Source organism: Campylobacterota bacterium (assembly GCA_040752835.1).
Taxonomy (GTDB): domain Bacteria; phylum Campylobacterota; class Campylobacteria; order Campylobacterales; family Sulfurimonadaceae; genus Sulfuricurvum.
In genome coordinates this window covers 156,027-169,786 of sequence record JBFMGG010000006.1, presented here as the reverse complement: position 1 = coordinate 169,786, position 13,760 = coordinate 156,027, and the positions used below count along the sequence as shown (strand labels likewise).

The window sequence follows — 13,760 nt, the reverse complement described above, 5'->3', positions numbered from 1 at the left end:
GCGTTAATGATACCACAGAAGCGCCTCTAACCGTTTTCGTTCTGCTTGCGCTCGGAGAGGCGGTTGTAGATCCCCGTTCCCACGATCAGCATCGTGACCCCCGTGATGAGATAAAAAGCGTTGATGATCTTGCTGTAATCGTCCAGGACGATTTTAAAGACCGCCATCAGCGATTCGATCGAGAGGGCGATAATGATGGAGGTGAGGAACTTGCTCAGTACCTTGGTCTGAAGGTTGCTGCCGTAATCGATCTTTTTGAACAGCACTTCGTTTTCGATGAGCGTTTTGGCGAGGTCATAGATCGCCAGACCGATCGTGATCGAGATGATCGAAGTGAAGATTTCGTGCATCACCTCTTCGGAAGAGTGGGGGGCAAAGAGCATCCGCACGAAAATCATCGCGCCGTAAAAAATCAGGAACACCGCGACGCTGCCGAGCAGTATCCCCCCGCTTCCCATCACCGCCTTGTTGATCTTCTCGAAGGCGCTGTTGTGTTCGATCAGCCGGAGCGATTCGAGAAGACGGAGCATGTCGAAGTCGGCGACGACGTAGCGCCCCTCTTCGAGTTTGACCGCGGTGAGGGTCGGGCGCCCGTTGGTGGGGTGGAGGTAGGGATTGCTGATGTGGATCGATTCCCTGTCGAAACTGACCCATTGGAAATAAAACGATTTGTCGGCCCCTTCGCGCTCGGTATCGACGTAGTGCCGGCCGTAGCTTGGGGTAGACTGGACAAATGCGGTGTTGACGGCATAGACCACTTCGGCCGATTTTTCGGTTTCGAACAGCCGCCGGAGGTCTTTGGCCTCGGTAGAACGGGGCGAAAAATGGGCGAGCGTATGGCGCAGGTAAAACTGGATGCTGTTTTTATGCTCATTGTAAATGGCGATAATCCGTTTCATGGCGTCTCCTTTCCCCGGGGTATCTTTGAGTAGTTGTATCACCGGTGGGATTAAGAGCGGTATAGAAAACGGCGATAGTGAAAAAAATTAATTTTTAGGCGTTTTTTTCTCCGATTTAAGCAACATTTATCGTATAATCGGAAAAAGTCTTGATGATAGACGCAGATGACGATGACAAGGGATTGGGTGAGATTATTTTTTTTCTTTTTGATAGTGGCGGTTCCCCTGTTTTCGCAGGCTCCTCTCGAAAAAGTTTCGGTGCAGATGTCGTGGAAGTTTCAGTTCGAATACGCCGGATTCATCGCGGCCAAGGAAAAAGGGTTTTACAAGGATGCGGGGCTCGACGTCGAGTTGCGCGAATACCGTGAAGGGGTCGATACCGTCGCGGACGTCCTGAGCCGCAAGGCGACGTACGGGCTGTACAATACCAGCATCGTCATCGAGGGAGGGCGTCTGAAGCCTATCGTGCTGCTGGGGACATACTACCAGCATTCCCCGCTCATCTTCGTCGCCCGAAAAGGGATCACGAACCCGTCGCAGATGGTGGGGAAAACGATCATGGGGACAAAAGACGAGTTCAAATACAGCACCCTTGGGCTGATGCTCGGACATTTCGGGGTCACCGGGAAAAACGCCCGTTTCGTCGACCACACTTTCCACGTCGACGATTTCGTCAACGGCAAAGTCGACGTCATGAGCGTTTTCCGCTCCAACGAGCTGTATTATCTCGACAAGGCGGGGATTGAATACGAAACGATCGATCCCGCCGATTACGGGTTCGTGATGAGTGCGGTGAACCTTTTCACGTCCCCCGCCGAAGCGCTGAAGCATACGGAACGGACCCGGCGTTTTATCCAGGCGACGAACCGTGGATGGCACTACGCGTTGGCCCATTCGGACGAGATCGTCGATATTATTCGGCGCAAATATACCACCAACAAGTCCCGTGAAGCGCTGCAGTACGAGGCGAAAGTGACGAAAGATCTGATGCTGACCGATTTTTACAAAATCGGCGAAGTCAATCCCGAACTCACCGTGCGCGCCTTCAAGCAGCTCTCGCAGGCGGGGCTTTTGCGTTCGGACCAGAAGCTCGGACGGTTTATGTTCAACGATATCATGGCCGCTTCGGACAAGGGGCTCGAACTGAGCCCGGAAGAAAAAGAGTATCTCCTGAACAAGAAAAAGATCCTCATGTGCGTCGATCCCGAATGGTATCCTCTCGAAGCGATCCGCGAGGGCAAGCACATCGGTATGGCCGCAGAGGTAGTGGATCATTTCGAGAAAAAGCTCGGAACGCCGATCGAGCTTGTGCCGACCTCTTCTTGGGAACAATCCCTCCAATACGTCAGGTCCCGGCGGTGCGATATTCTTTCCCTCTCGGGCGAGACACCCCAGCGGCTGGCCTATCTCGATTTTACCGAGCCCTACCTGACCTTTCCCCTCGTGCTGGTCACGACCGTGGAAAAACCTTTCAGCGAAAACCTGAATGATCTGAAAGGGAAAAAAATCGGCGTCGTCAAAGGATATGCGACCCTCGGACGGCTGAGGGAACAGTACAAAGAGGTCTCGATCGTCGAGGTGGCATCGATTACCGAAGGGCTGAAAATGGTCGAGAGGGGAGAACTGTTCGGATACATCGACAATCTGGCGGTTGCCACCTCGTACGTCCAAAAAGAGTACGCTGGCAGTCTCAAAGTCTCGTCGCGCCTCTACGAAAAAGACGAATTGCGGGTCGCGACCCGCAGCGATCAGCCGATCCTGCATTCGATCTTCGAAAAATCGGTTCGGAATCTCGACGAGGGGACGATGCAGGGGATCTACAACCGCTGGATGTCCACCGTCGAAGAGGTCCCCTGGATCGACCGGAACGTCATCTACAAAACACTCGGTTTCATCCTCCTCGGATCGCTGATGTTCGGATGGCGTTATTACGATCTCCGGCGCCTGAACACCAAACTCCGGGAGATGTCGATCACCGACAAACTGACGGGGCTTTACAACCGTCAAAAGACCGACCAGCGCCTGATCGAAGAGAAAACGGTACTGTCGCGTTATTCGGAATATCGCAGTTCGATCATACTGATCGACATCGATTATTTCAAAACGATCAACGACACCTACGGCCACCAGGCGGGGGATACCGTTCTTTGCGAGCTGGCGGGCATTTTCCGGAAAAATCTCCGATCGATCGACATCGTCGGCCGGTGGGGGGGCGAAGAATTTATCGTCATTCTGCCGCACACGGCGCTCGAACAGGCAAAATCGGTTGCGGAAAACCTCCGCGTGGCGGTGGCGGAACACCGGTTTGACGGCTACGGGACGGTGACGATCAGCATCGGCGTGGGGGAAATGGATCGCGCCCTCAGTATCCACGAAAACATTGCGCACGTCGATTGCGCTTTGTACAAGGCCAAACGCGAAGGACGCAATCTCGTCCGGATCGTGGATGATGAAATCTGCGGAAAGACGATGCCGTGCTGAAATGGTTCCGAACCCAAAAAACGAAATCCGAACCGCAGGTTTCGGAAGTGACCGAGGATTTCAGCGACCCTGATGAGGTTTTTGCCTATTTTACGGCAAAAACGGGGATCACCTTCGAACAGAAAAAATCGATTACGGCGACCAAACTCGCCCATTTCGCCAAGGATCGCGGTTATACTTCGTACGCTTCCTTGCTCAGCGCGCTGCACCGCGAAGAACGGGTCATGGAAGCGCTCGTCAATTTCCTGACCGTCAACGAGACCTATTTTTTCCGGGAGATGGCACAGATCGAATTTATCGCGCGGCATGCGGCCTCGTCGCGTTTCGGCGCGCGGATATTGTGCGCTCCGGGATCGACGGGGGAGGAACCCTACACGATTGCCATCGCGCTCAGCGAAGCGGGAGCCGATATGAGCCGTATCGAAATCGTCTCCATCGATATCAACACCGAAGCGGTTGAGCGGGCGCGAAAGGGGCTCTACGGCAAACGGTCGCTTCATCGCCTCTCCGATGCGCTGATCGATCGCTATTTCGATTCGGAAGGGGACAAATACCGGATCCGGGATTCGATCCGCTCGCACGTCCGTTTCGAAGCGATGAACGTGTTCGATCCGCAGATGAAGCGACTGGGAACGTTCGATTACCTTCTCTCGCGGAACATGCTGATCTATTTCGACCCTCCGACCGTGCATGCCGCTGTCAGGGCGTTGTGCGCATTGGCCAAGGGTCCCAAGAGCCTTTTTTTCTTCGGCCATGCCGACATCCATGCCACACCGAGCGAACTGAGCGAACACTACACCGACGGCGTAAAATACTACACCGTCCGTTCCTGAGACGTTTCGATGTACCTTCCGGCCCCTTCCAAAATCGTTCTCATCGGCGCTTCCACCGGAGGGCCGGGCGTGATTGAAAAGCTGATCAGCGGCGTGAGGGGCGATTACCCCTGTCCGATCTGCATCGTGCAGCATTTTCCCTCCGGACTGAGCAGCTCTTTTGCTTCACGACTCCAGAACTGTACCTCCAACCGCGTCGTGGAGTCGTCCGATCGCCTCGTACTGGAGCGGGGAATGGTCGTCGTCGCGCACGGAGGGTACCATCTGACGTTCACCGAAGCGGGAACGGAAGGACACTTCGCCGTACGTCATCTGTACGGAGAGCAGGGGAAACGTCACGATTTCATCCCCAGCGTCGACGACATGTTTTTCAGTGCGGCGGATTTGTGGCCGGGTAAATCGATACTGGCGATTCTGCTAACGGGGATCGGGGATGACGGGGTAGAGGGGATGGTCCGTATCGCATCCAAAGGGGGAATGACGATCTGTCAGGATGAAAAGAGTTCCCCCGTTTTCGGAATGCCCGCCCGGGCAATCGAAAAAGGGGCCGCCGGATACATCCTCTCTCCCGAGGAGATCATCCGGATGATGGACGATTTCGTCCGTACGTAAACGTCAGGTACGGAAAACCGAAATCTGGTCGGTGAGGCGCTCGGTCATCTGGTGCAGATGCTCGGCGGCCGCGGCGATCTCTTCGACGCTTCGTGCGTTGGAGGTTGAGAGTCTGTTGATGTTTTCGATCTTCTGGATAATGCGGTCGGTCGTATCGGCATTCGTCTGCGAATCGGCCGAGAGCTTCTCGATCGCCTGAACGGTATCGGCCAGGGCGCTGACGGCGATTTCGGTGTGATCGCTCACTTCGGCCGACGCACCGGCCAGTTTTTCGATCCGCTGCGTGTTGTGATTCATCTGATCGGTGATGTCGTTGATCGACTGGACGATGACGTTGACGGTTGCATTGGTTTCGATCAGGCTTTTCTGGGTCCGTTCGGCCAGTTTACGCACCTCGTCGGCGACGACGGCGAAGCCCCGGCCGTGCTCACCGGCGCGCGCGGCCTCGATGGCGGCATTGAGAGCGAGGAGGTTCGTCTGGTCGGCGATGTCGGCGATGACGGTGAGGACCTGTTTGACCTGGGACGCTTCGTTGGAGAGCGAATTGAGCCGTTCGTTGATCTCCCCTTCCATCTGGACGGTAAGTGAGAGCTGCTCGATCGTGTTGTGGAGCGCCGACTGCGCTTCGAGGAGGTTTTCGCGGGCGTTAAGCGCTTTGTCGCGTACGGATTGGGCTTCGAGTGCGGAAGCTTTCATCGCTTCTTTCATCTGATCCGATTCCGCGGTTGTCTGGGTGACGATTTTGGCCTCTTCTTCAGCCGCTTTTCCGATCGAGAGGGTCGTTGCTGAAAGCTCGGCCGAAACCGAGAGGTTTTCGCTCGACGTCGAACGGATACCCTGGAACGAATCGCGCAGCAGGTTGACCAGCTCGTTGATTTTCATACTCATCAAGGTCAGTTCGTCGTTCCCTTCGATTTTGACGTTGCGGGTAAAATCGCGGTTCTGCGCGACGGCCTCGATCGTCTCTTCCAGACGGCCGATGGAGGCCGTGATAGTACGGATGATGAAAAAGAAGATCGCCATCATGATCGCGGCACTGATGAAAACGATCACCTCCATCATGACGGCATTCGAATCAAGCGTTTCGAGGTTTTTTTTCTGCATCGACGCGACGAGATCGAGCTGGTCTTTGACGAATTTCTGGTAGACGGCAGTCGATTCCTTGGTGATCTGCTGAAGTTTTTTCCCCTCATCGGTCTGCGCGAATTCAAACGAGTGGATGTCGTTTTCGTTTTCGCTGATGATCTGCAGGCGTGGTTCGTTCATCTCGATCCACGCTTTGTGGTCGGAGGCCATTTTCTTCAGACGTTCCTGGTTTTCGGCCGAACGGGTGATGTCGAGGAGTTTCTGGATCGAATCGGCGAGCTGTTTGTTGGCCTCGCGGTAATTGTGAAGGGTCTCTTCCGTGTAGAGCATCTGGTAGCCGCGCAGTTCCGCCGCCGCCTTGTTCGTATACGAACGAATATCGCCGAGCAGTACCATCCGCTCCGCCGTTTTGTTCGCATCCCGGTTGTTGCTGTCGGTGAGATACCCCAGCGTGACGTAACTGATGAAACTCAGCACCATAAGTGCGATCAGTTTTCCCTTGATCGTAGAAAAGTTAACCATACCGAATACCTTTGTAACCGTTTTGTAATCAAAAACGAAAGTATATCACGCACGATGTTAAATATAACTCAAATTCTACAGACCCGTGCAACGGGAAAGGAGATTATTGGTTGGGCGGCGGCGGCGCTTTGCCGGCACGGATCCCTTCGGAAATCTTTTTGAGCTGGGTATCGAGCGTTTTGGGATGGGGATCTTCTTTGAGCGGGAGAACGAAAGCGAGCAGAATGAACACGAGACTGAAAATAATACCGCTTAAAAGCGCGAGTACGATTTTGAGCTTTTCATCATTCATGCAGACCTCCCGGCGTGTACTGGGAGCATTATAACCTATAATCGGGGAAAAGCGGGGACGCCTCCGCGGGGGTCAGGAGATTTTTCCCGACGAGAGGAGACGGTTGACCAGATCCATGTTTTTCATGACGCGGTTGTAGTAGGGGCGGTTGGAGAGTCCCCCGTTGTATCCGCTGATCGCATAGAAATGGTCTTTGCGGTTGTTCTGGAGCAAAACCAGGTAATGGGTTGCGATTTTGGCCGAAAGTTTGATATCGCCGAGCAGCCGTCCTGCGAGCTGGGCGTCGCTCAGGTCGTTGAGCCAGCGCAGCTTTTTAACGTTCTGCGACACGTGGCGGGCGGTGGCGATTCGGATCTGCATCGGTCCGAGCGATGCTTTCGTGATCGATTTTTTCTTTCGGAAATCTCCGATGATATTCTTTCCGGCACTGCTTTCGGTCAGACAAATGGCGCTGAGCGTGTTCTCGTACGTTCTGCCGTTTTTGTCGGGAATGCTTTTGGCAACATCCCGTACCGTTTGCAAAACATAGAGTTGTTTCGGAGTCATTTTGTTGATGACGTCGTCACTCAAAAGTGACACAGCCAGCAAGGCAATCAGGGCAAGAAATCTCAAAATCTGCACCTCCTAAATTGGATGTGAAATTTTAAGGTATAAGCAAAGCTGTAACCATTGCGTAATGTTTTTAAATAAATCAGTTAAGAAAAACTAATAGAAATCTGGTGTAAGCTACCGTATGGCGGGAAACCGTTCGTTAAGTTTGGGTAAAAATGCTGTTGTAATGTGTTTTATTATGCTGGAAATACGGCTGTTGATTTAAGTTTGGACCCAAAAATATTTCTAAACGAGACAAAAAAAGAGTTCAAAAACGGAACGATGAGTAAAAAAGAAACAAAAATTATCCTCTTTGGCCTCTTTCACCTCGCGGTGACGGTTTTGCATGCCGATATCAGCGTCGCGCTGCTGGAACGGGTCGAATCGAACGAAAAAATGCGGATGCTTTATCGGAATATTCCGTTCCCGTGTGAACCGTTCGGCATTATCGGATTGGAAAAAATGGTCTCGCAGGCTCCGCAGCCCCAGGCGTGCAAACAAGAGATCGAAAGCTTCTGGCGTTCCCACCCTTCGCAGCGTAAATACGCTCTTCTGCACCTACACCCGCGCCAGTCGTATCATTTCCAGCTGATACCGGGAGGGTGCGTGCTCTACGCCAACGGTCCCGAAAGTTACAGCGAGATGCTGTTGCGCGAAGGTTTGGCCGTTCGCGATCCCGCATTCCGCAATCCCGAATGGGACGCGAAGCTTCAGCGGGCCCAAACGGCGGCGGAAAAACTCAAAAAAGGGCTTTACGGGACGTCGATCAGATCGTTGTGTATCAAAGATGAAGAATAAGCGGTTTAAAGTTTAAAAAAAGAGTTTAATCGTTGCTGGTCAGATAGATCCAGAACTCTTTGTGGGTAAGTCCGCGGTCGAGGAAGTAAAACTGCAAAACGGCGACCCGGTAGAGGGTGATGGCCATTTTGGCGTAGGGAACGGCCAGCGAGAGGGAGAGCCACCACGGCTGGACCCGGTTCCCTTTCGAGAGGATCATCTCTTCGACTCCGATGTTTTTGCTCAGGTAGAGGCCAAAGGCGATCGAGAATACGAAATTCAGGATCAGGCCGAAAATGGCGTAGGCAAAAATTTCCTGGGAGGCGAAATCGATCATGCGCGTTATTCTTTATAGTTGTTGATGGCGTCTTGAAGAATTTTGGTCGCGGCGGCTTTGTTTTCAAACCCTTTGACTTTGACCCATTTGCCCGGTTCGAGCATTTTGTAGGTTTCAAAGAAGTTTTTGATTTTTGCCAGCGTGTGTTGGGGGATATCGCCCAAGTCCTGGATCTCTTCGTACGTCGGATCGATTTTCGACGTCGGGACCGCCAGGAGTTTTTCGTCGATACCGCTTTCGTCTTCCATGATGAGAACACCGACAAGGCGGCAATTGGTGACGCATCCCTCAACCATCGGGTATTCGGTCAGGATCAGAATGTCCGCGGGGTCACCGTCTTGCGAGAGGGTTTTGTTGACGAAGCCGTAGTTTGCCGGATAGTACATTGCCGAGTGCATGACCCGATCCAGTACCAGCGCACCGCTCTCTTTTTCCACTTCGTATTTGATGTTGGACCCGCAGGCGATTTCGATGATCGCTTTGACTTTGTCCGGGTTTTCGCCGTAGCCGATTTTGGTTAAATCCATAAGAGTACCTCTTTGTATTTTGATGACGCGATTGTAGCCAATCAAATTTTAAAAATAGCGAAGAGTAACATTTTTTGCACTTGGCCGGGCGAGGCGTATTCCGGTAAATAATATTTAAACATCGTTTGGATAAAATCTGCGCGTTACGATTTGATTACAAACCAAAGGAAAGCGCGTGTTTTTCGAAAGCGTCAAAATCATGTTGTTGGGCATGGGTACCGTTTTTTTGTTCTTGATTATCATGAACTACATGACCGTACTGATGTCCAAAATGATCAACAAATATTTCCCTGAAGCCCCAAAAGCGCCTGAACCGACTCCCAGAGCACAGGCTAAACGCAGTGATGACAAAGCGAAAGTGGCAGCGATTGCCGCCGCGATCCATCATCATCAACTTACCCAAAACTAGGAATCTAAATGGCCAAAAAATACATTGATATTATGGATACGACGTTCCGCGACGGATTCCAGTCGGTTTTCGGCGGACGCGTTCTCATGGAAGATTTCTTCCCTGCGGTCGAAGCGGCGAAAGAAGCGGGTATCCGCCATTTCGAATTCGGCGGCGGTGCACGCTTTCAAAGTCTTTTCTTTTACCTGAACGAAAACGCGTTCGACATGATGGACCGTTTCCGCGCCATCGTCGGACCCGATGCGAATCTTCAGACCCTCGCGCGCGGGGTCAATACGGTGATGCTCGATACCGGTAGCCGTGAAATGGTCGATCTTCATGCCAAAATGTTCAAAAAACACGGCACGACCACGATCCGAAACTTCGATGCCCTCAACGACGTCGAGAACCTCAAATATTCAGGTGAGCGGATCGTTCATCACGGTCTGAAACACGAAGTGGTCGTCACGATGATGGACCTTCCTCCCGGATGTGTCGGTGCACACGACGGCGCGTTTTACGAAAAAACCCTGCGCGCGATCCTCGATTCGGGAATTCCGTACGATTCGATCTGTTTCAAAGACGCCAGCGGAACGTCCAGCCCGCAAAAAGTGTACGAGACGATCCAGATGGCGCGCCGCCTCGTTCCCGAGGGGACCCATCTGCGTCTGCACACGCATGAAACGGCAGGGGTCAGCGTCGCGTGCTACATGGCGGCGCTCGAAGCGGGCGTAGACGGTATCGACCTCGCAGCCGCTCCCGTCAGCGGCGGTACGTCGCAGCCCGATATCCTGACGATGCTGCATGCGGTCAAAGGGAAAAACTTCGATCTCGGCGGGCTTGAACTCGAGAAAATCCTCAAATACGAGGATGTCCTCACCGACTGCCTCAAAGACTATTTCATGCCGCCCGAAGCGACGCAGGTATCGCCTCTGATCCCGTTCTCTCCGATGCCCGGAGGCGCGCTTACGGCCAATACGCAGATGATGCGCGACAACAATATCCTGAACCGCTACCCCGAAGTGATCCGCGCGATGCGCGAAGTGGTCGAAAAAGGGGGATACGGCACTTCGGTTACGCCGGTCTCCCAGTTCTATTTCCAGCAGGCGCTGAACAACGCGCTGATGGGACCTTGGAAAAAAATCGCTCCGGGATACGGACGGATGGTTCTTGGGTATTTCGGAAAAACTCCGGTTGCTCCGGATGCCGAGATCGTCAAGATCGCATCAGAACAGCTCGGACTCGAGCCGACGACTGAAAACGCCATCGATCTGGCCGACAAAGACGAGACGAAATCGATCGCGTTCTGGACGAAACGTCTGGAAGACGAAGGGATCGCCGTCAATGACGAAAATATTTTTATCGCTGCGTCATGCGATGAAAAGGGGATCTCGTTCCTCAAAGGAAACGCAGAGGTCAACGTCCGTAAAAACATTCCCGAAGCCGTAGTGCCTGCGGGTCATGTGCCAACACCAATCAAATCAGAAGGAACCAAAAAAATGTCAAACGCTACCGGAAACTATACTGTTGTCGTAGACGGTCAAAAATACAACGTTCAAATCGCTGCGGGCAACGTCGACGTACAGGTTGTCCCTCACGTGGCTACCGCAGCCGAAGCGCGCGACGAGCTGCCGGTCCAGGAAGGTGCCGAAGTGCGCGCCATGCTGCCGGGTGCGGTGTGGAAAATTATCGCGGAAGCCGGTACGGCTGTCAACGAAGGGGACAAAATCATGATCCTCGAATCTATGAAAATGGAAGTCGACATCGTCGCTCCGTGCAACGGTGTGGTTCAAAGCATCCTTGTCCGCCCGAACGACAAAGTGGTCGAGGGCCAAGCGCTCGCCATCATAGGATAAGTGACGGATGAAAAAACTTCTATTTTCTTTGATCGCCGTTTGGACGTTCGCGACCGCAGGCATGGCATCAAATGCCGCCCCTGCGGCGGCAGCGGTAGAAAACAACGCGACGGCTCATGCGGCGGTCAGTACCCACCGTGAAGAGACGTATCAGCCGATGTCGGCAGGCGATATGCTCGATAGCTTTTATCAGACGACCGGCATCAATGCCCTGCTCAATCCCAAAGAGGGTGTTTTGACCGCGCACGGCGAACCGATGAGCGATTTCCACCAGACATGGGGCCGTACGATCATGTTCTTTGTGACGTTTATCCTCTTTTACCTGGCAATTGCCAAAGGTTTCGAGCCTTTACTGCTGCTGCCGATCGCGTTCGGAGGCCTTTTGGCCAATATTCCGATCGCGAACATTGCAGGGCCGGAAGGATTTTTGGGAATCATCTACAGCATGGGGATCTCCAGCGGTCTGTTTCCGCTCCTGATCTTCATGGGAGTCGGTGCGATGACCGATTTCGGGCCTTTGCTTGCGAATCCGAAGCTTTCGCTTCTGGGCGGTGCGGCACAGTTCGGTATTTTCGGAACACTCGTCGGTGCATACGCGCTGAGCCAGTATACGACGGTTTTCGATTTCACGCTGCAGCAATCGGCGGCGATCAGTATCATCGGCGGAGCCGACGGCCCGACGTCGATCTTTATCGCTTCGGCTTTGGCACCGGAACTGCTCGGGGCAATCGCGGTCGCATCGTATTCGTACATGGCCCTGGTACCGATCATCCAGCCTCCGATCATGCGTGCGTTGACGACTCCCGAAGAGCGTAAAATCAAAATGAAAACATTACGTCACGTGACGCGTCTGGAAAAGCTGATTTTCCCGATTATCGTGTTGATGCTGGTCGTGTTGATTCTTCCGGATGCCGCTCCGCTGGTCGGTGCGTTTGCGCTCGGTAATTTCTTTAAAGAGACCGGAGTGGTCGATCGTCTGAGCGACACGATGCAAAACGCCCTGATCAACATCGTTACGATTTTCCTCGGGCTGGGCGTCGGGTCCAAACTGGCCTCCGATCAGTTCCTGGTTGTCGATACGCTGGCGATTTTGATGCTCGGTTTGTTGGCCTTCTCCGCAGGGACGGCCGCCGGGGTTCTGATGGCGAAATTCATGAACCTTTTCAGCAAAGAGAAAATCAATCCGCTTATCGGTTCGGCCGGTGTTTCCGCCGTGCCGATGGCGGCACGTGTTTCACACAAAGAGGGTATGAAAGAAGATCCTACGAATATGCTTCTCATGCACGCGATGGGACCGAACGTAGCCGGTGTTATCGGTTCGGCGGTTGCCGCGGGTGTCATGATCGCTCTTTTCAAATAATCCGCTTCACTGTTTCACATAAGGGGGGAGTTCCTCTCCCCGATCATCCACTGTTTTCTTTCCGTACAATATTTCCATCGGCAGTGTAGCCGGCTTGACGCCTGCGGATCTCTCCGTACTTAAAACCGGGCAATACAATAGCAATGCATTTGAAAAGCGAGGAAGAGGGGCCCGCCCTTAGCGGGGGAGAAGATTGTTTTTTGACGGTCCCATTTTTTCGATGATGAGGCTGAGAATGTTTTCGCTTTTGGTTTTGTCGATAAAGCCGTCGGCTCCGAGACTTGCCGCTTCGCGTTTGTTGTTTTCACCCGTCATGGAGCTGTTGACGATGATGGGGATCGCCTTGGTCGAAGGGTTGCCCTTGAGTCTTTGGATGACCGTGAACCCTGACATTTCGGGCATTTCGATATCGGTAATGATCGCCGGAATGGATGAAGGGTCGGGGTGTTTGGCAATGTAGTTGACCAGGTCTTTTCCGTTGTTGAAGATCTGATAGCCGACGTGGGCGTGTTCGAAAATCTGGCGGAGATGCCGCTGCGCCGTTTTGGAATCTTCGGCGATGAGAACCGTGCCGTGTTTGAGTTTTTCGGGAAGCGGGAGGTTTTTGATGCTTGCCGCGGCCTGGTCGACGTTGACCATCGCCTGGGGGATGACATCGGCGAGAAGCTTTTCGTAATCGAGTACGAGGCACAGGCTGCCGTCGTCGAGGCGGGTGTCATTGATGACAAGACCGTCTTCTCCCATCCGGTAGCTGTCCGGGGCGTGCATTTCGTTCCAGTTCTTTTTGACGACACGGTAGGCGTACATGATCCGGATGCCGATGATAATGCCGTTGAAGTCGCAGATCAGGAGATTGGATGCTTTGCGTTTTTCTTCGCTCAGTTCGACGTCCAGCCATTTGGGCAGGTTGAGAATCGGAATCTGAAGCTCGCGCAGAACGATCGTCCCTTCCAGCAGCGGATGGGCCCCGGGGATCTGCGTGAGGTAATGGCGTTTGGCTTCGACGACTTCACGCGTTTTGAATACATTGATCGCATAATAGGGCGATTCGGGCGCATCGTCGATTTTAAAAACGAGCAGTTGGACTTCGTTGTTTTTTGCCAGGTTGGTTGCGGCATCGACATGTTCTAAAAGAGACATTATTTCCCCATTTGTTTTTAATCCCTTAATCATATCGAAATTCATCGTTTTTTTTTACT

The 13,760-nt window shown here is 53.1% G+C and carries 14 protein-coding genes; 7 read left to right on the top strand and 7 right to left on the bottom strand.

Annotated features, from left to right (window positions below):
* Positions 1-26: 26 nt before the first annotated feature.
* A complete protein-coding gene (locus AB1763_05240) occupies positions 27-899 on the bottom strand; it encodes a hypothetical protein (protein ID MEW5832223.1) in 873 nt (290 codons plus the stop codon).
* A 186-nt stretch (positions 900-1,085) separates the two neighbouring features.
* Here AB1763_05240 and AB1763_05235 point away from each other — a divergent pair, with 186 nt between their 5' ends.
* Genes AB1763_05235 through AB1763_05225 form a run of 3 tightly spaced genes read left to right on the top strand, consistent with a single transcriptional unit; the run spans position 1,086 to position 4,825 of the window.
* Positions 1,086-3,380, top strand: a complete 2,295-nt coding sequence (locus AB1763_05235) for a diguanylate cyclase (GenBank protein MEW5832222.1) — start codon at positions 1,086-1,088, stop codon at positions 3,378-3,380.
* Entirely contained in the window at positions 3,374-4,213 is an 840-nt protein-coding gene (locus AB1763_05230) for a CheR family methyltransferase (GenBank protein ID MEW5832221.1), read from the top strand. Before AB1763_05235 ends, AB1763_05230 begins: the two co-directional genes overlap by 7 nt.
* 9 nt (positions 4,214-4,222) lie before the next feature.
* Complete coding sequence (locus AB1763_05225; protein MEW5832220.1) at positions 4,223-4,825, top strand: CheB methylesterase domain-containing protein; 603 nt, start codon at positions 4,223-4,225, stop codon at positions 4,823-4,825.
* A gap of 3 nt (positions 4,826-4,828) precedes the next feature.
* On the opposite strand, the gene AB1763_05220 is transcribed toward AB1763_05225, so the two are convergent.
* The 3 genes from AB1763_05220 to AB1763_05210 form a co-directional block, all read right to left on the bottom strand.
* On the bottom strand, positions 4,829-6,433 hold the full coding sequence (locus tag AB1763_05220) for a methyl-accepting chemotaxis protein (protein MEW5832219.1): 1,605 nt from the start codon (positions 6,431-6,433) through the stop codon (positions 4,829-4,831).
* A gap of 103 nt (positions 6,434-6,536) precedes the next feature.
* On the bottom strand, positions 6,537-6,725 hold the full coding sequence (locus AB1763_05215; protein MEW5832218.1) for a hypothetical protein: 189 nt from the start codon (positions 6,723-6,725) through the stop codon (positions 6,537-6,539).
* A 72-nt stretch (positions 6,726-6,797) separates the two neighbouring features.
* Positions 6,798-7,337, bottom strand: coding sequence for a transglycosylase SLT domain-containing protein (locus tag AB1763_05210; GenBank protein ID MEW5832217.1), 540 nt, complete (start codon positions 7,335-7,337; stop codon positions 6,798-6,800).
* 261 nt (positions 7,338-7,598) lie between these two features.
* Between AB1763_05210 and AB1763_05205 the strand changes: the two genes are divergently transcribed.
* Complete coding sequence (locus tag AB1763_05205) at positions 7,599-8,114, top strand: hypothetical protein (protein MEW5832216.1); 516 nt, start codon at positions 7,599-7,601, stop codon at positions 8,112-8,114.
* A 25-nt stretch (positions 8,115-8,139) separates the two neighbouring features.
* Here the strand turns inward: AB1763_05205 and AB1763_05200 are convergent, their stop codons facing one another.
* Complete coding sequence (locus AB1763_05200; protein ID MEW5832215.1) at positions 8,140-8,430, bottom strand: hypothetical protein; 291 nt, start codon at positions 8,428-8,430, stop codon at positions 8,140-8,142.
* A gap of 5 nt (positions 8,431-8,435) precedes the next feature.
* Positions 8,436-8,957 (bottom strand): inorganic diphosphatase, encoded by a 522-nt coding sequence (gene ppa, locus AB1763_05195; protein ID MEW5832214.1) that lies wholly within the window; start codon positions 8,955-8,957, stop codon positions 8,436-8,438.
* Between the two features lie 175 nt (positions 8,958-9,132).
* On the opposite strand from ppa, the gene AB1763_05190 reads away from it, so the two are divergent.
* Genes AB1763_05190 through AB1763_05180 form a run of 3 tightly spaced genes read left to right on the top strand, consistent with a single transcriptional unit; the run spans position 9,133 to position 12,561 of the window.
* Positions 9,133-9,366: an OadG family protein gene (locus tag AB1763_05190; protein MEW5832213.1), complete on the top strand. Its 234-nt coding sequence runs from the start codon at positions 9,133-9,135 to the stop codon at positions 9,364-9,366.
* A gap of 8 nt (positions 9,367-9,374) precedes the next feature.
* Complete coding sequence (locus AB1763_05185; protein MEW5832212.1) at positions 9,375-11,201, top strand: biotin/lipoyl-containing protein; 1,827 nt, start codon at positions 9,375-9,377, stop codon at positions 11,199-11,201.
* 7 nt (positions 11,202-11,208) lie between these two features.
* Positions 11,209-12,561: a sodium ion-translocating decarboxylase subunit beta gene (locus AB1763_05180; GenBank protein ID MEW5832211.1), complete on the top strand. Its 1,353-nt coding sequence runs from the start codon at positions 11,209-11,211 to the stop codon at positions 12,559-12,561.
* A 177-nt stretch (positions 12,562-12,738) separates the two neighbouring features.
* On the opposite strand, the gene AB1763_05175 is transcribed toward AB1763_05180, so the two are convergent.
* A complete protein-coding gene (locus AB1763_05175; protein MEW5832210.1) occupies positions 12,739-13,701 on the bottom strand; it encodes a chemotaxis protein in 963 nt (320 codons plus the stop codon).
* Positions 13,702-13,760 lie beyond the last annotated feature (59 nt).